15 protein-coding genes are annotated in these 15,564 nt (G+C 66.4%); 7 read left to right on the forward strand and 8 right to left on the reverse strand.

The features are described from left to right. Nucleotides 1–310: 310 nt before the first annotated feature. Nucleotides 311–2,365: an NAD(+) synthase gene (locus ACTHQV_RS10640; RefSeq protein ID WP_440490178.1), complete on the forward strand. Its 2,055-nt coding sequence runs from the start codon at nucleotides 311–313 to the stop codon at nucleotides 2,363–2,365. Here the strand turns inward: ACTHQV_RS10640 and ACTHQV_RS10645 are convergent. Continuing rightward, nucleotides 2,362–3,216 carry an oxygenase MpaB family protein gene (locus ACTHQV_RS10645; RefSeq protein WP_440490180.1) on the reverse strand — a complete coding sequence of 285 codons (855 nt, stop codon included), beginning with the start codon at nucleotides 3,214–3,216 and terminating at the stop codon, nucleotides 2,362–2,364. The two genes, ACTHQV_RS10640 and ACTHQV_RS10645, sit on opposite strands and share 4 nt — an antisense overlap. Nucleotides 3,217–3,390: 174 nt before the next feature. Between ACTHQV_RS10645 and ACTHQV_RS10650 the strand changes: the two genes are divergently transcribed. Both ACTHQV_RS10650 and ACTHQV_RS10655 read left to right on the forward strand, forming a co-directional pair. Continuing rightward, nucleotides 3,391–4,956: a histidine kinase famiy protein gene (locus ACTHQV_RS10650; protein ID WP_440490182.1), complete on the forward strand. Its 1,566-nt coding sequence runs from the start codon at nucleotides 3,391–3,393 to the stop codon at nucleotides 4,954–4,956. Nucleotides 4,957–5,041: 85 nt separating this feature from the next. Next, complete coding sequence (locus tag ACTHQV_RS10655; protein WP_440490184.1) at nucleotides 5,042–7,216, forward strand: histidine kinase dimerization/phosphoacceptor domain -containing protein; 2,175 nt, start codon at nucleotides 5,042–5,044, stop codon at nucleotides 7,214–7,216. A 247-nt stretch (nucleotides 7,217–7,463) separates the two neighbouring features. Here ACTHQV_RS10655 and rplS read toward each other — a convergent pair whose 3' ends face one another. Together rplS and trmD are read right to left on the reverse strand one after the other, a co-directional pair. Then, nucleotides 7,464–7,853: a 50S ribosomal protein L19 gene (gene rplS, locus ACTHQV_RS10660; protein ID WP_066689771.1), complete on the reverse strand. Its 390-nt coding sequence runs from the start codon at nucleotides 7,851–7,853 to the stop codon at nucleotides 7,464–7,466. Next, nucleotides 7,850–8,587, reverse strand: coding sequence for a tRNA (guanosine(37)-N1)-methyltransferase TrmD (gene trmD, locus ACTHQV_RS10665; protein ID WP_440490185.1), 738 nt, complete (start codon nucleotides 8,585–8,587; stop codon nucleotides 7,850–7,852). The genes rplS and trmD overlap by 4 nt, the downstream gene beginning before the upstream one ends. 63 nt (nucleotides 8,588–8,650) lie before the next feature. On the opposite strand from trmD, the gene ACTHQV_RS10670 reads away from it, so the two are divergent. Genes ACTHQV_RS10670 through ACTHQV_RS10680 form a run of 3 tightly spaced genes read left to right on the forward strand, consistent with a single transcriptional unit; the run spans nucleotide 8,651 to nucleotide 10,509 of the window. Next, complete coding sequence (locus ACTHQV_RS10670) at nucleotides 8,651–9,592, forward strand: NAD(P)/FAD-dependent oxidoreductase (protein WP_440490187.1); 942 nt, start codon at nucleotides 8,651–8,653, stop codon at nucleotides 9,590–9,592. A 38-nt stretch (nucleotides 9,593–9,630) separates the two neighbouring features. After that, on the forward strand, nucleotides 9,631–10,077 hold the full coding sequence (locus tag ACTHQV_RS10675) for a hypothetical protein (RefSeq protein ID WP_440490188.1): 447 nt from the start codon (nucleotides 9,631–9,633) through the stop codon (nucleotides 10,075–10,077). Between the two features lie 36 nt (nucleotides 10,078–10,113). Then, nucleotides 10,114–10,509: a BLUF domain-containing protein gene (locus ACTHQV_RS10680; protein ID WP_440490189.1), complete on the forward strand. Its 396-nt coding sequence runs from the start codon at nucleotides 10,114–10,116 to the stop codon at nucleotides 10,507–10,509. Nucleotides 10,510–10,513: 4 nt separating this feature from the next. Here ACTHQV_RS10680 and rimM read toward each other — a convergent pair whose 3' ends face one another. The 4 genes from rimM to ffh all read right to left on the reverse strand — a co-directional run bounded on the left by rimM (nucleotide 10,514) and on the right by ffh (nucleotide 13,131). Then, complete coding sequence (gene rimM / locus ACTHQV_RS10685) at nucleotides 10,514–10,972, reverse strand: ribosome maturation factor RimM (protein WP_440490190.1); 459 nt, start codon at nucleotides 10,970–10,972, stop codon at nucleotides 10,514–10,516. A 28-nt stretch (nucleotides 10,973–11,000) separates the two neighbouring features. Continuing rightward, nucleotides 11,001–11,126: a hypothetical protein gene (locus ACTHQV_RS10690; protein WP_440490192.1), complete on the reverse strand. Its 126-nt coding sequence runs from the start codon at nucleotides 11,124–11,126 to the stop codon at nucleotides 11,001–11,003. Between the two features lie 89 nt (nucleotides 11,127–11,215). After that, nucleotides 11,216–11,590 (reverse strand): 30S ribosomal protein S16, encoded by a 375-nt coding sequence (gene rpsP / locus ACTHQV_RS10695; RefSeq protein WP_440490194.1) that lies wholly within the window; start codon nucleotides 11,588–11,590, stop codon nucleotides 11,216–11,218. A gap of 47 nt (nucleotides 11,591–11,637) precedes the next feature. Then, on the reverse strand, nucleotides 11,638–13,131 hold the full coding sequence (ffh, locus tag ACTHQV_RS10700; protein ID WP_440490196.1) for a signal recognition particle protein: 1,494 nt from the start codon (nucleotides 13,129–13,131) through the stop codon (nucleotides 11,638–11,640). 241 nt (nucleotides 13,132–13,372) lie between these two features. Between ffh and ACTHQV_RS10705 the strand changes: the two genes are divergently transcribed. Beyond that, complete coding sequence (locus tag ACTHQV_RS10705; protein ID WP_440490198.1) at nucleotides 13,373–15,019, forward strand: putative bifunctional diguanylate cyclase/phosphodiesterase; 1,647 nt, start codon at nucleotides 13,373–13,375, stop codon at nucleotides 15,017–15,019. On the opposite strand, the gene ACTHQV_RS10710 is transcribed toward ACTHQV_RS10705, so the two are convergent. Beyond that, nucleotides 14,994–15,518, reverse strand: coding sequence for a DUF924 family protein (locus ACTHQV_RS10710; protein ID WP_440490200.1), 525 nt, complete (start codon nucleotides 15,516–15,518; stop codon nucleotides 14,994–14,996). The two genes, ACTHQV_RS10705 and ACTHQV_RS10710, sit on opposite strands and share 26 nt — an antisense overlap. Between the last annotated feature and the right edge of the window lie 46 nt (nucleotides 15,519–15,564).

A 15,564-nucleotide genomic window follows, 5' to 3' on the forward strand; every position in this document is an offset into this window, starting at 1 on the left:
GGCTTGAGACCGCTGTAAGAGTCCCCGCCCCTTCCCGTCCGTACCCCCGCGTAGGGGGGGGGCCAGAGTCATGTAAAACGAACGGTCGTACTTCTGGCCCTGGGTCCCCGCCTTCGCGGGGATAGGGTGTCGTGGACGTTCGCAAGGTTTCGCCTGAGCCTCGTTTTGCTGCGGCAAGGTTCGCCGACGTCCGTGCCTGCCTGCCCCCGGGCCGTTGGTTCGGTATCAGTGATTTAGCCACTAACACCCTAATCCAATTGATCGAAAGACGCGGTTTCGCTTTCCGGCGCCGGTCACTAGGTTACGGCGCATGACCGCGCACCCCTTCCATTCGATCCACACCCACGGCCTGCTCCGCGTCGGGGCCTGTACCCCGCCGGCGAGCGTCGGTGACCCGGCCGCCAATGGCCGCGCCGCGATCGCGCTGGTGCGGGAGGGGCATGAGGCCGGGGCCGACCTGCTGGTCTTTCCCGAACTGAACCTCACCTCCTATGCGATCGACGACCTGCACTTGCAGGACGCGCTGTGCGATGCGACCGAGGCGGCGTTGGCCGAGGTCGTCGCAGCCAGTGCCGAGTTGCGTCCGGCGCTGCTGCTGGGTGCGGCGCTGCGGCGTAACGGCCGGCTGTATAATTGCGCGGTGGGGGTGGCGCGCGGGCGCATTCTGGGCGTGGTGCCCAAGACCTATCTGCCCAACTACCGCGAATATTACGAGAAACGCTGGTTCGCGCCCGGCGCCGGGCTGACCGGGCTGACCATGCGTGTCGCCGGACAGGAGGTGCCGTTCGGGACCGACCTGATCTTTGCCGCCGACGACCTGCCCGATTTCGTGTTCCATGCCGAGATTTGCGAGGATTTCTGGTCGCCCCTGCCCCCGTCGACGGCGGGCGCGATGGCCGGGGCACTGGTGCTGTGCAACCTGTCGGCATCGAACATCGTCATCGGCAAGGCCCGCGACCGCGAGATGCTGTGCGCGTCGCAATCGGCGCGGACCCTGTCGGCCTATGTCTATTCGGCGGCGGGCATGGGGGAGAGCACGACCGACCTGTCATGGGACGGACAGGGCAGCGTCCACGAACTGGGCGAGTTGCTGGTCGCCTCCGACCGGTTCGATCATGCGGCGGGCATCGTCTATGCCGATGTCGACCTCGAACGGTTGCGACTGGAGCGGATGCGGACCGGCACGTTCAACGACTGCGCCACCGCCAGCGGCCATCCAGAAACCCGGTTCCGCCGGATCGGGTTCGACCATGTGCCGACCGGGGGGGATATCGGGCTGCTGCGCCCGGTGCGCCGCTATCCGTTCGTGCCCAACACGCCCGACCGGCTCGACGACGACTGTTACGAGGCATTCAACATCCAAGTCGAAGGGCTGCGCCAGCGGCTGGTCGCGTCGGGGACGAAGCGGCTAGTGATCGGCGTGTCGGGCGGGCTCGATTCGACCCATGCGTTGATCGTCGCCGCAAAGGCGTTCGACCGGCTGGAGCGACCGCGCAGCGACATCCTTGGCTTCACCATGCCGGGCTTCGCGACCGGTGAGGCGACCAAGGGCAATGCGTGGAAGCTGATGCGCGCGCTGGGCATCACCGGCGACGAGATCGACATTCGTCCCGCTGCGACGCAGATGCTGGCCGACATGGATCACCCTTTTGCCAAGGGCGAGCCGGTCTATGACGTGACGTTCGAGAATGTGCAGGCGGGACTGCGCACCGATTATCTGTTCAGGCTCGCTAATCAGAGGGAAGCGCTGGTGCTCGGCACCGGCGACCTGTCCGAACTGGCGCTCGGCTGGTGCACCTATGGCGTCGGCGACCATATGAGCCATTATGGCGTCAATGCCGGCGTGCCCAAGACGCTGATCCAGTATCTGATCCGCTGGGCGATCCGCACCGACCAGTTTGATGCCGATACCGATGCGGTGCTCGATGCGATCCTCAACACCGAGATTTCGCCCGAGCTGGTCCCGGCGGACTCGTCGGGCAGGATGCAGAGCACCGAAGATCGGGTCGGACCCTATGCGCTGAACGATTTCTTCCTGCACCATGTCGTCCGCTTCGGGATGCGGCCATCGAAGATCGCGTTCCTGTGCTGGCACGCCTGGCGCAATGCGGCGGCGGGGCGCTGGCCGATCGATTTTCCGGAGGATGCGAAGGGCAGCTACGACCTGCCGACGATCGCGGCGTGGCTGGAGAAATTCCTGTGGCGCTTCTTCCAGACCAGCCAGTTCAAGCGGTCGGCGCTGCCCAATGGGCCGAAGGTGTCGGGGGGCGGCGCACTGTCGCCACGTGGCGACTGGCGCGCGCCGTCCGATGGCGTGGCCGGGCCATGGGTGGCGGAATTGCGGGCGGGGTTGCCGCCGCTTTAGCCCTGCGCGCGCGCCGTCTTCTCCGACGCCGATCCGCCTAGCGCCCAGCGCAGCACCCGTGCCATGCCGTGCGCGCCGGTGCGGACGCCGACGCCATTGCCCTGCAACTCGAGCATAGCCCGCGCCCAAGGCGGCAACAGGTCGATCGCCGCTGCGGTGTTGAGCGCGCCGAAACCTTTGAGCAGCGGGTTGGGCAGCGGCTGATGGAGCAACGCGTCGCGCACCGTCCGCGTGCGTTCGTCGCAACGCAGTTCGCGGCGCACCGACAACAGCCATGCATCGACCGCCGCCCGGCTGTCGGGCACGTCGGTCGCGCCCAGCCGCTCGGCGACCACGACATTCTCGGCGAAATACCGGTCCTGGTCGGCGCGCGACAGGTGCGGATCGCGGTAGCGGAGATAGGCACGCAGGAACGAATCGGTCTCGGCGACATGGACCCAGGTGAGGAGGTGCGGGTCGTTGGCGTCATAGGGGGTGCCGTCGGGCAGCACGCCGTGCACCCGGTCATGGATCAGCCGCACCCGGCCGATCAGCCGCTCGGCCTCGGCCGTGCTGCCATAGGTGGTGGCGGCGATGAACTGCGCGGTCCGCTTGAGCCGGCCGAGCATGTCGCGCTGGAAGTTGCTGTGGTCCCACACCCCGGCCAGCGCGCCGGGATGCAGCATCTGCACCAGCAACGCCGCGGTGCCGCCGATCATCATCGACGAAAAATCGCCATGCACCCGCCAGCTGACCGAGTGCGGACCGAACAACCCGTTATCGCCCGGGGGGCGGGTCAGGTCGATTGCCCCGTCCCCCGCCCCGGTCAGCGCGCGGACTTGTCGGGCGATGGCTTGACGGACGGGGTTCATGCCGGGTCGAACGTGCGGTGCCGCGATCCGGGTCCACGCACGCGGAACCAAAGCCGCCGTTCGCGACCTTTAGCGGAGTCCTCGAACCGGTAGACCCCGTCCATGCACTCGCCGTCCAGTCCGGAAAAACCCCTCGACCCCATCCACCGCCAGCCGGCGATGGCGGAGGGAGACATGCGCGACCCGGCGAACGGCATCTTTTTCGCGGCGGTGAAGACCACGCGGATGCCGATGATCGTGACCGATCCCCGACAGGACGACAATCCGATCATCTTCGCCAACCCCGCTTTCCTGCAGATGACCGGCTATACCGCGGACGAGGTTCTGGGGCGGAACTGTCGGTTTTTGCAGGGTCCCGACACCGATCCGGACACCGTCGCCGAGGTTTCGGAGGCGATCCGCCGGCGCCGCGAAACGTCGGTAGAGCTCATCAATTACAAGAAGAACGGCAGCGCCTTCTGGAACGCGCTGTTCATCTCCCCCGTGCTCGATGGCGATGGCGAACTGCGCTATTATTTCGCCTCGCAACTCGACGTGACCCGCCGCCGCGATGCCGAGGAAGGGTTGCGGCAGGCGCAGAAGATGGAGGCGGTCGGCCAGCTGACCGGCGGAATCGCACATGATTTCAACAATCTGCTGACCGTCATTCAAGGGTTCACAGACGTCGTGCTGACCCAGGTCGAACGCAGCCACGAGAAGCCGATCGACCCTGCCCGCACCAGTCGGTCGCTGCGTGCGGTGGTTGAGGCGGCGGAGCGCGGCGCGGAACTGACGCAGCAATTGCTCGCTTTTTCGCGCAAGCAGAAGCTATCGGGTCGGGTGACCAGTATCGACGATCTGGTCGCGAACCTCCTGCCGATGCTGAAGCGGACGATCGGGTCGGCACCGATCGAAATCGAGGTGAACCCGTGCGGCAGCGAATGCAACGCGCGGATCGATCCGGTCCAGGCGGAGACGGCAATCCTCAACATCCTGATGAACGCGCGCGACGCCATGCCCGACGGCGGCAAGGTGACGATCATTGCCGAGCATGTCTGTGTCGACGGCACCGACCCGCGTTTCTCCGATGCACGGCAGGGCCAGTATATCGGCCTGTCGATCGCCGATACCGGATCGGGCATGTCGCCTGAGGTTCTGGCGCGGGTAACCGAACCCTTCTTCACGACCAAGGACCAGGGACAGGGCACTGGGCTCGGCCTGTCGATGGTCTATGGCTTCATGAAACAGTCCGATGGCGCGCTGAAGATCGAGTCCGAGGAAGGCAAGGGTACGACGGTCCACCTGCTGTTCCCGGCGGCGAGCGATGCCGCCGAACCGATCCGCCGCCGCCGTCCCCACAACGAACGCGACTCGCGTGGCGACGAGACCATTCTGGTGGTCGAGGATCAGCGCGACATCGGCGATCTGGCCGAAGCAATCCTGAACGACTTCGGGTATAAGGTGCTGCGCGCCAACAATGGCCCCGAGGCGATCGAAATCCTCGAACGCGGCACGCCGATCGACCTGTTGTTCACCGACCTCATCATGCCGGGCGGGATGAACGGGGTAATGCTCGCGCGTGAGGCGCGACGGCAGCGGCCACGACTAAAGGTGCTGCTGACCACTGGCTATGCCGAGGCATCGATCGAGCGGGTCGACGCGCGCGGCACTGAATTCGATTTGATCGGCAAACCGTATAAGCGTGCCGATCTGGCCGGGCGGATCCGCCATGTCCTGGACGGACCGACGGGAGCCGGTTGATCGAACGCGCTAGTCCTTTTACTGCAACGACTTCCCGCTGCGATGTTCGTCGTCGGGTCGCATCATGACGACGAAAGGCCATCCGTTGGCGACGAATGCAGATTTCGATGCGCCGGGGCAGACAGATGCCCATTCGGCATCTGATCTGGGGCCCGATCTGACCGCGTGCGACCGCGAACCGATTCATATTCCCGGCGCGATCCAGCCACATGGGTTGTTGTTGATCGTCGATGCGGCGCAGGATCGGATCGTCGGCGGCGCGGGCGATGTGACGGCACTGCTGGGCGATGGCTGGCTGGGCGGGTCGATTGGTCCGCTGGTCGGTGACGATGCGCTGACCGTGCTGCGCTCGACCATCGCCGGGCCGGTATCGCTCGGCACGATCAACGACCGGGCCCTCTCCGTCGTGGCCAGCCGTGCCGACGCGCACTGGCTGGTCGAGATCGAACCTACCGCCGCGGGCCGGCCCGGCACCGACGATGCGCTGACCTGGATCGAACACAGCGGTGAGGAATTTGCACGTGCCGTCGACCTCGACGATCTGAGCGCGCGCGCCGCGGCGATCTTCTCGCGGTTGACCGGGTTCGACCGGGTGATGATCTATCGCTTCCTCGACGATGATTCGGGGAAAGTTGTTGCTGAACGCCATGCACCCGACATGGACGGGTTCCTGAACCACCATTTCCCCGCCTCCGACATTCCGCGACAGGCGCGCGCCCTCTATGTCCGCAACCGCGTGCGGGTGATCCCCGACGCTGCCTATACCCCCGCCCCGATCAGCGGCATCGATCCGGCGCTGCGCGACATCGACCTGAGCGATGTCGGGCTGCGCGCGGTATCGCCGATCCATGTCCAGTATCTGCACAATATGGGCGTCGCGGCATCGGCATCGGTGTCGATCGTCAAGGACGGCATGTTGTGGGGGCTGGTCGCCTGCCACCATCGCACACCGCGCACTTTGTCCTATCTCCAGCGCAAGACGTGCGAGCTGGTCGCGGCATCGTTCGCGCAGCAGGTCAGCGCCAAGGAAGAGGCCGCCGAATATCGCGAACGGTTGCGGCTGCGCGCCGCCGAGGACGCCCTCGCACAGCGGCTGGCGCAGGACAGCGATCCCGAACAGACCGCGGCGCTGATCGGTCACGACCTGCAACGCATGCTCGGCGCCGATGGCTTTGCCCTGCAACGCGGAGCCGTGCTGCATACGTCCGGCCATGTGCCGGCACGCGAGGATATCGCCGACCTGTCGCGCTGGGTGCGGCAACAGGGTTCGATCCTGACGCATAGCGCCGCGCTCGAACTGCGCCTGCCCGCCGCGCATGCCTATCGCGACCTGGCGAGCGGTATCCTCGCGATCACGCTGTCGGCCGAGGAGCCGGTGGTGCTGATGTGGTTCCGGGCCGAGACGTTGCAGACGATCCAATGGGCCGGCAACCCGCACAAGGCGGTGAGCGACACGCCCGACCAGCCGCTGACCCCGCGCGCATCGTTCGCGGCGTGGAGCGAAGAGATCCGCGGACGCGCCCGTCCCTGGACCCCGGCGGAGATCGAGGCGGCGCACCGGCTGTCGCGGCTGTTGTTCGATGTGCGGCAGCGGCGGCGGATCAGCGAGCTGAACCGCGAATTGTCGCGCGCGGTCACCGACAAGGACGCGCTGCTGGCACAGCAGGAAACGCTCATCAAGGAGGTCAACCACCGGGTGCAGAACAGCCTGCAACTGGTGGTCGCGTTCCTGGCGATGCAGGCGAGTGCCGAGAATGACGCAACGCTGACCCGTCACTTGGGTGAGGCGCAGCGACGGCTGTCGGCGGTTGCGCTGGTCCATCGCCGCCTCTATTCCGACGACACCGTCACCGTCATCGACCTCGGCCGCTATATCGAGGACCTGTTGTCGGAGATGCAGTCGTCGATGGGCGCCGAATGGACCGGGCGGCTGACCATGGACCTGTCGCCGATGCTGATCTCCGCCGACGCGGCGGTGCAGGTCGGGCTGGTGCTGGTCGAACTGGTCATCAACGCCCAGAAATATGCCTATGAGGGCAAGCCGGGGCCGATCGCGGTCACGCTGGAGCGGTTCCGCAACCGTTTCCGCCTGACCGTCGCCGATCGCGGGCAGGGCCGTGTCGGCAACCGCACCGGTTTCGGCACGCGCATGCTGACCGCAATGGTCAAGCGGCTGGACGGGGTGATCGAGGAAAGCGACAACGCCCCGGGCCTGCGCTTTACGGTGTCGGCACCGATCGCCGGACCGGATGGAGGGTAGGCCGGATCGAAACTGAGCGGTTCCGGCCCCCTGCCCGCCGTCTCCGATCGTCCTCCGTAGCCGTTGAACTTGTCGAAACGGCTTATCGAACGACTGTCGTCGGCGGGCGCTTCGATACGGGCCTGCGTCTTCGCTCAGCCCCTACTCAGCATGCGCAGGTTCGTTCGCTACAGGAACCAGCCCAATAAAAAAAGGCGCGGCGGCCATTGGCCGCCGCGCCCCATTGGCGCAATTACGCCCGCGCCGATTACTCGGCAGCGGTCGCCTTGGCCGGACGCGGATCGCGGCGTTCGGCGATGCGCGCCGACTTGCCGGTACGACCGCGCAGATAATAGAGCTTTGCACGCCGCACGACGCCGCGACGGACGACTTCGATCGAATCGATGTTCGGCGAATAGAGCGGGAACACGCGCTCGACGCCTTCACCGAAGCTCATCTTGCGGACGGTGAACGACGAACCCATGCCCTTGTTCGAACGGGCGATGCAGACGCCTTCGTAATTCTGCACGCGGGTACGCTCGCCTTCGACGACCTTCACGCCGACCTTGAGGGTGTCACCGGCGCGGAATTCCGGGATCTTCTTCGATTCGTTGAACTTGGCGATCTGTTCAGCTTCGATCGTCTGGAGGAGGTTCATTTCTTGTGACCTTCGTCTTGCCTGTGCGCGCCAGAGGGCGACTGGACCCGAGCGTCGACGTGACGCTCCCACAGATCCGGCCGCCATAGCCGTGTGTCGGATTCCGATCGTGACCTGCGCCACGCGGCGATCCTCGCATGATCCCCCGATCGCAACACTTCGGGGATCACACGCCCTTCCCATTCAGCAGGTCGGGTATATTGAGGATATTCGAGAAGGCCGCTTTCGAAGCTTTCCTCGATACCACTCGAAGCCGCGCCCATTACGCCGGGAAGTAGCCGAACGCAAGCATCGAGCAGCACCAGCGCCCCCATTTCGCCGCCCGACAGCACATAATCGCCGATCGCGACGGGTTCGATATCGCGCGCCTCGAACAGGCGTTCGTCGAACCCTTCGAACCGGCCGCACAGTATGATCGCGCCCGGCCCCGCCGCCAGTTCGCGCACCCGCCGCTGCGTCAGCGGCTTGCCCCGTGGGGTCATCGCCAGCACCGGGCGGCCGTCGGTCACGCTGTCGAGCGCGGCGGCGAGCACATCGGCGCGCAGCACCATTCCCGCCCCGCCCCCAGCCGGCGTATCATCGACCGAGCGATGCCGGTCGGTCGCGAAGTCGCGGATCTGCACCGTGTCGAGCGACCAGCGTTCCTCGCGCAGCGCCCGCCCGGCCAGCGAAACCCCGAGCGGTCCGGGAAACATTTCGGGATAGAGGGTCAGCACGGTCGCGGCGAAGGTCATGGGGCATAGCCTGTGCCCGCTTGTTCGGTGGAACGAAAGCCCATCCGCTTCATTTGCGCCTCCATGCCGGCGACCTCCCCTACCCCAGATCCCGAAACGGTCGATTGCGTGATCGTCGGCGCCGGCCCTGCCGGGCTGACCGCCGCCATCTATTTGGCGCGTTTCCATTTGCATATCCGCATGTTCGACTGCGGGTCGAGCCGCGCAGCGATGATCCCGCGCACCCACAACCATGCCGGTTTTCCCGGCGGGATCGCGGGCAAGGAACTGCTGGCGCGGATGCACGAACAGGCGCGAACCTATGGCGCGACCTGCACGCCCGCCACGGTCACCGCGATCGAGCGCGATGGCGACGATTTCCGCGTGGTGACCGGCAACGGGGTGACGGTCGCGCGCAGCGTCCTGCTGGCGACCGGGGTCGTCAATCACCGGCCGCGCGGGCTGGACGACGAAACCCATGATGCCGCGCTCGCCCGCGGGTTGCTGCGCTACTGCCCGATCTGCGACGGATATGAGGTGACCGATCGGCGGATCGGGGTGATCGGCACCAGCGACCATGGCATGCGCGAGGCGCTGTTCCTGCGCGGCTATAGCGCCGACGTGACGCTGATCGCCCCCGACAGCGACCATCATCTCGACGAGGCCTGTCGCGACGCACTGGACCGCGCCGGGGTGCGCCGGGTTAACGGGCCGTGCGGCGACTATCGGATCGACGGCGATCGGTTCGTCGTGCGAACGGCCGAGGGCGAGATGGCGTTCGACAGCGTCTATCCGGCGCTCGGATCGCGGATCCGGTCCGAACTGGCGGTCGCGGCCGGCGCGCGGGCGAGCGAGGATGGCTGCCTGGAGGTCGACGATCACCAGCGGACCTCGATCCCCGGCCTGTTCGCCGCCGGCGACGTGGTAAAGGGGCTCGACCAGATCAGCCACGCGATGGGTGAGGCCGGGGTCGCAGCGACGACGATCCGCAACCTGCTGAGCGAACGCCGCCCGCTGCGGCGGTGAGCCTTGGGACGGGCGACGCGTCGTGCTACTAGCTCGCGATGGCCGCCGCGCTGTTCCTGCTGATCGCCCTGCCCGCCGGTGTCGCGGGGCAATCGGTTGATCAGATCCTCGCCGCCGCGGCCGAACGCGAGGCGCGCCGTAATTGCGCGGTCGCGGCCAAGGACGAGGTCGTGGTTTGCGGGGATCCCGATCGCGACGCACGCTATCGCCTGCCACTGCCGCGCCAGACATTGCCGGCGGAGGTTGGCGCGGTAACGGGCGAACCGGCGCAGGCATCGGTGCAGGACCCGTTCCTGTCGGGCTGCGGCATCTTCCGCGGGCAGCGCCGCTGTGGGAAGGCCGAGGCGGAAGCCTATGGCTATGGCGCCGGTCGCGATCCGGTGACGCTGGTCGGACGGCTGGTCACGAAGCTGGTCGATCCCGATGCGGAAATCGGTCCGCCGGTGGCCATTCCGCCGACGCGACGAACCGATCGGCCGAAGTGACTTGATCGAACGGAGCGGCAACCGTATCCGATGGGTGTGACTACCCCGCCCTTTCGTCAGCTATTCTATGCCAGCCGCTGTGCGCCCGGCGTCGATGTCGACCGGATCGTGCAGCAGTCGCGGCATAACAATGCCGTCGACGGCGTCACCGGGCTGCTATGGTATCAGGACGGTCTGTTCCTGCAGGTCATCGAGGGGCCGGAAAGCAGCGTCGCCGCCACTTTCGCCCGGATCGCCACCGATCCGCGCCATGAGGAGCTGACAATCCTTTCCGATCGCCCAGTCGAGGCGCGCGAATTCGGCTATTGGAGCATGGAACGCGCGCAGAAGGGCAGCAGCGACACCGATGCGTTGCTCGCCCGGCTCGAACGACGACTCGCCAATGCGCCGGACGCGGTGCGACAGGCATTCACCGACGCTGCCAACCGCTGAACGATCAGTCGGCAGCGAACAGCGCGTCGACCACCAGCCGTTCGCCATCCCATTCGGGCACCGCATGCGGCTGCATCGGCACCATGAAGCGCTTGCCGTCGGGACGTTCGATCTCGATCACGTCGCCTGCGCCGAAATCATCGATCGCGACGACGTTCCCCAGTGCCTCGCCTGCGCTCGACACCGCCGGCAATCCCAGCAGGTCGGCATGATAATATTCGCCCTCGCCCAGCGGCGGCAGCTGGTCGCGGCCGATCCATAATTCGGTGCCGCGCATCGCTTCCGCCTTGTTGCGGTTGCCGATCTCGCGGAACTTGCCGATCACGCCGTTGGTCGCGGGGCGCACCGACACCAGGGTCAGTGCGCCACCGTTCAGCGTCGGGTAGGCCGACAGATCGTCGGTGAACAGCTTCAGCCGCACCTCGCCGTTCAGCCCGTGGGCGCCGGCGATCGCCGCCAGCACGACACGGCTGCGATCCGCCTTCGCCGGTTCAGGCGTCGGGCGAGCCTTCGCCGCCCGCGGGGGCGTCGTCGCGGCCTTCGGCGGGTTCTTCCGCCGATCGGCCGGCATTGGTGGCGTTTTCGTCATGCTGCGGCTGCTGTTCGGGATCGATCATCGGTCATGCTCCAGGTCGTGAAGACCCGGAACGCACGACCCCGATCATAGGGTGCCGGCGCGCCCGAAAAGACGCGCCGACAGAACCCCTTATGCTTCGGCCGGAGCGGCAGCGGCTTCTTCGGCGGCCTTCGCCTTTTCGGCACGCTCTTCAGCGCGCTCGACGGCCTTCTCGCCCGGCTTGCCCTTGTTCGGGTTGTTGCGGGCAGCGCGCTCCTTCACGCCCGCCTTGTCGAGGAAGCGGGCGACGCGGTCGGTCGGCTGCGCGCCGACGCCCAGCCAGTGGGTCGCACGCTCGGTGTCGAGCACGACGCGCTTTTCGTCTTCCTTGCCCAGCAGCGGGTTGTAGGTGCCGATCTTCTCGATGAAGCGGCCGTCACGCGGGCTGCGCGCGTCGGCGACGACGATGCGGTAGTACGGACGCTTCTTCGAGCCGCCACGCGACAGACGGATGCTAAGTGCCATTATTCTTCTTCCTTCGTTGGTCTGTGTAAGCCGGTTCCGACCGGCAGTTACTTCTTCTTGATAAGGTTTTCGAAGCCGGGGGGCAGTGGCGGCATGCCCTTGCCACCCGTGAGACCCGGCAGGCCCGGCATTTCGCCGCCTGCCTTGCTCATCAGGTCGCCGAGGCCGGGGCCGCCCAGCGCATTGCCGAGGCCGCCCATGCCGCCCTTGCCCAGCATCGCCATCATGCCCTTGATGCCGCCCATCTTCTTAAGCTTCTTCATCGCCGACTGCATTTCCTGATGCATCTTCAGGAGCTTGTTGACGTCCTGCACCGTGGTGCCCGACCCCTTGGCGATACGGATCTTGCGCTTGGCGTTGATGAGTTCGGGCTTCGAACGTTCCTTCGCAGTCATCGACGTAATCATCGCGTCCATGCGCAACAGGATCTTTTCGTCGACCGCGCCCGACGCCATCGCCGCCTGCGCCTTCTTCATGCCCGGGATCATGCCGGCCAGCGCGCCGAGGCCGCCCATACGCCGCATCTGCGCCAGCTGCCTACGCAGGTCGTTCATATCGAACTGCCCCTTGGCGAGGCGGCCGGCCATGCGCTCGGCATCTTCGGCCTCGATCGACTGCGCGGCCTTTTCCACCAGCGAGACGACGTCGCCCATGCCGAGGATCCGGCCGGCGACGCGCTTGGGGTGGAACGGCTCGATCGCGTCGAGCTTTTCGCCGGTGCCGGCAAACTTGATCGGCTTGCCAGTGACCGCACGCATCGACAGCGCCGCGCCACCGCGCGCATCGCCGTCCATGCGGGTCAGGATGACACCGGTCAGCGGCACCTGTTCGGCGAAGTTCTGCGCGACGTTGACCGCGTCCTGACCGGTCAGCGAGTCGACGACCAGCAGGATTTCGTTCGGCCGGGCGATCTCCGCCACCGCCTTCATTTCGTCCATCAGCGCCTGATCGACGTGGAGACGGCCCGCCGTATCGAGCATGACGACGTCATAGCCCTGCAGCTTCGCCGATTGCAGCGCGCGCCGGGCGATATCGACCGGCTGCTGCCCCGCCACGATCGGCAGCGTCGCAACCTCGACCTGCGTCCCCAGCACCGCCAGCTGTTCCTGCGCGGCCGGACGATTGACGTCCAATGACGCCATCATCACCTTCTTGCCCTCGCGCTTGGCGAGCAGCTTGGCGAGCTTGGCGGTGGTGGTGGTCTTGCCCGAACCCTGCAGACCGACCAGCATCACGACCGCCGGCGGGGTAACCGCGACGTCGAGTTCGGCGGTGTCGGGCCCCAGCATGTCGACCAGCGCGTCGTGCACGATCTTGACGACCTGCTGCCCCGGCGTGATCGAGCGCAGGACATTCTGGCCGACCGCCGCTTCAGTCGCCTTCTCGACGAACTCGCGGGCGACCGGCAGGGCGACGTCGGCTTCGAGCAGCGCGACGCGGACTTCGCGCATCGCGGTGCGAACGTCGGCTTCGGTCAGCGCGCCGCGACCGCGCAAACGATCGAACACCCCTCCCAGCCGGTCACTCAGACTCTCGAACACGCGATACCACTCCAGCCTTGCCGTGTGAGAAACGCTCAAGCAAAACACGCCGGCGGACGAAACCTCGTCGGCCGGCGTCGCCCGTGGGCGGCAATGCTGAACGTCTCCGGACGGAAACGATCCGGGGCGCCTATCCGAAAACCGGATCGTACGCAAGATGCGACGGGATATCACCGGTCCATGGCGGACGATCGGGGGGCTTTAACCGCTTCTATACCGATGGTGCGGATAAGAAACCCCGATGGAATGGGATCGACAGAGAGGAACCGAGGGCATCGTCCTTGCTCCGGCGGAACCGCGGGAACGCGGCGAACGCTGGACCCTGGCGATCTGCGTCTCGGCAATCATACTGTTCGTGGGGCTCAGCTTCGCGGTCATCTCGGGGTTGCTCGACCATCGCTTCTATGGCGGTGAGCCGGTAGCGCAGCCGCTGGTGACCGCGCTGCTCATCAACGCCGCGCTGGTCATCTTCGGCTGGCGGCGCCACCGCGCCGTCCGGATCGAGATGCATGGCCGTTCCGCCGCCGAGGAACGCGCGCGGATGCTGGCGTCGCGCGATCCGTTGACCGGTTTCCTCAATCGCCGCAGTCTGAGCGAGGCCGGCGCCGCGCTGCTGCGCTCGGCGACGAAGCGCGATCAGGCGGTGGCGCTGCTGATCGTCGATCTCGATCATTTCAAGATGGTCAACGACATGCACGGCCATGCGGCGGGCGACAGCGTGCTGCGCAGCGTCGCGCTGGAGATTGCCGGGGCGATGCCGCCGGCCGCGCTGACCGCGCGATTCGGCGGCGACGCCTTTGCCTGCGCCTTCGTCTTCGACGCGCGCGATCCCTCGGTCGTCGAACGCATTGCCGGCCGGGTCATCACCGCCTTGTCGCAACCGATGTTCGTCGACGACCTGCGCATCCATCTGAGCTGTTCGATCGGCATCGCCCGGTCGGATTTCGACGGCAGCAGCATCGACACGTTGCTGCGCGCAGCCGATATCGCGATGTATTCGGCCAAAAAATCGGGCCGCGGCGACTTCACCTGGTTCGACCGGGCGATGGAGCATGCCCTGATCGACCGCAACGACATCGAAAGCGGCCTGCGCCAGGCGATCCCCGCCGGACAGGTCGTGCCCTATTTCGAACCGCAGGTCGATCTGGCCACCGGGCGGCTGTGCGGCTTCGAGGTGCTGGCACGCTGGGTCCACCCGACCCAGGGTCCGATCCCACCCGACCGCTTCATTCCGGTGGCGGAGGAAGCCGGGCTGATCGGCGACCTGTCGCTGTCGATCATGCGACAGGCGTTCGCGGCGGCGCGCGACTGGGATCCGGGAATCACCCTGTCGGTCAATATCTCGCCATGGCAGCTGCGCGACGCATGGCTGGCGCAGAAGATCATCAAGACGACGGTCGAATGCGGTTTCGCGCCGAATCGGCTAGAAATCGAGATCACCGAAAGCGCGCTGTTCGATAATCTGCCGCTGGCGCAATCGATCGTCGGGTCGCTGAAGAACCAAGGCGTGCGCCTGTCGCTCGACGATTTCGGCACCGGTTATTCAAGCCTAGCGCACCTTCGCGCGCTGCCGTTCGACCGGATCAAGATCGATAAGAGCTTCGTCCTGTCGCTGCTCGATAATGCCGATTCGGCGGCGATCGTCCATGCCATCATCGGGCTCGGAGACAGCCTCAACCTGCCGATCACTGCCGAGGGGGTCGAGACCGACGCCATCGCCGAACGGCTGGCCGCGCTCGGCTGTGCCAAGGCGCAGGGCTGGGCCTATAGCCGGCCGCTGTCGGTCGCCGACACCCGGCGGATGCTGGCGGCGCGCGGGCTGCTGCATTGCGGCGGGGCGAGCGATGCCGAGCTGACCGACCTTACCAACCGGCGTCGGGCCGGCTGAGATAGTCCCGTTCCGCCGCGGTCGATTCGCGGCCGAGCGCAGCGTTGCGCGACGGATAACGCCCGAACTGCGCCAGCACCGCCGCATGATCGCGCGCGAATTGCAGATTGACCGGATTGCCGAGCGATTCGAAGCAACGCAACGAGAAGCGCGCGACGCCGGCATCCTCGCTATGCATCAACGGCATGTAGAGGAACGACCGTTCGAGCGGCGGGAATTCGCGGTCGTCGCCACGCGTGATGCCGATCAGCGCCAGCTCGAGCGCCAGCGGGTCCGCGGCAAAGGCCGCCGCCGTCCCGCGATGCATGTTCCGCGAAAACTGGTCGAGCAGGATCACCGCCGCCAACAGCGTGTCACGATCGTCGCGCCAGCCTTCCGCCTCACTCGCCAGCACCGTGTCGCGCAGCGCCCCGAACCGTTCGGCGATCGTTGCGTCGAGCGCCGCATTCTTGGCGAAATGCCGGTCCGGTCCCACCTCGTCGAACCAGAAGTCGAGCACGGCTCGCGCGTTCGCGTGGACTTCGCGTGTCCCTATCCCTAGATCA

Origin of the sequence: Sphingomonas sp. SAFR-052, assembly GCF_051965015.1 — a bacterium.
Classification (GTDB): Bacteria; Pseudomonadota; Alphaproteobacteria; order Sphingomonadales; family Sphingomonadaceae; genus Sphingomonas.

Bases quoted from the DNA above. Each gene is read 5' to 3' on its own strand.
- ACTHQV_RS10705 (WP_440490198.1), top strand. From the start codon at position 13,373: ATGGAATGGGATCGACAGAGAGGAACCGAGGGCATCGTCCTTGCTCCG.
- ACTHQV_RS10650 (WP_440490182.1), top strand. From the start codon at position 3,391: ATGCGCGACCCGGCGAACGGCATCTTTTTCGCGGCGGTGAAGACCACG.
- rplS (WP_066689771.1), bottom strand. From the start codon at position 7,853: ATGAACCTCCTCCAGACGATCGAAGCTGAACAGATCGCCAAGTTCAAC.
- ACTHQV_RS10670 (WP_440490187.1), top strand. From the start codon at position 8,651: ATGCCGGCGACCTCCCCTACCCCAGATCCCGAAACGGTCGATTGCGTG.
- ACTHQV_RS10690 (WP_440490192.1), bottom strand. From the start codon at position 11,126: ATGATCGATCCCGAACAGCAGCCGCAGCATGACGAAAACGCCACCAAT.
- ACTHQV_RS10640 (WP_440490178.1), top strand. From the start codon at position 311: ATGACCGCGCACCCCTTCCATTCGATCCACACCCACGGCCTGCTCCGC.
- ACTHQV_RS10645 (WP_440490180.1), bottom strand. From the start codon at position 3,216: ATGAACCCCGTCCGTCAAGCCATCGCCCGACAAGTCCGCGCGCTGACC.
- ACTHQV_RS10675 (WP_440490188.1), top strand. From the start codon at position 9,631: ATGGCCGCCGCGCTGTTCCTGCTGATCGCCCTGCCCGCCGGTGTCGCG.
- rpsP (WP_440490194.1), bottom strand. From the start codon at position 11,590: ATGGCACTTAGCATCCGTCTGTCGCGTGGCGGCTCGAAGAAGCGTCCG.
- trmD (WP_440490185.1), bottom strand. From the start codon at position 8,587: ATGACCTTCGCCGCGACCGTGCTGACCCTCTATCCCGAAATGTTTCCC.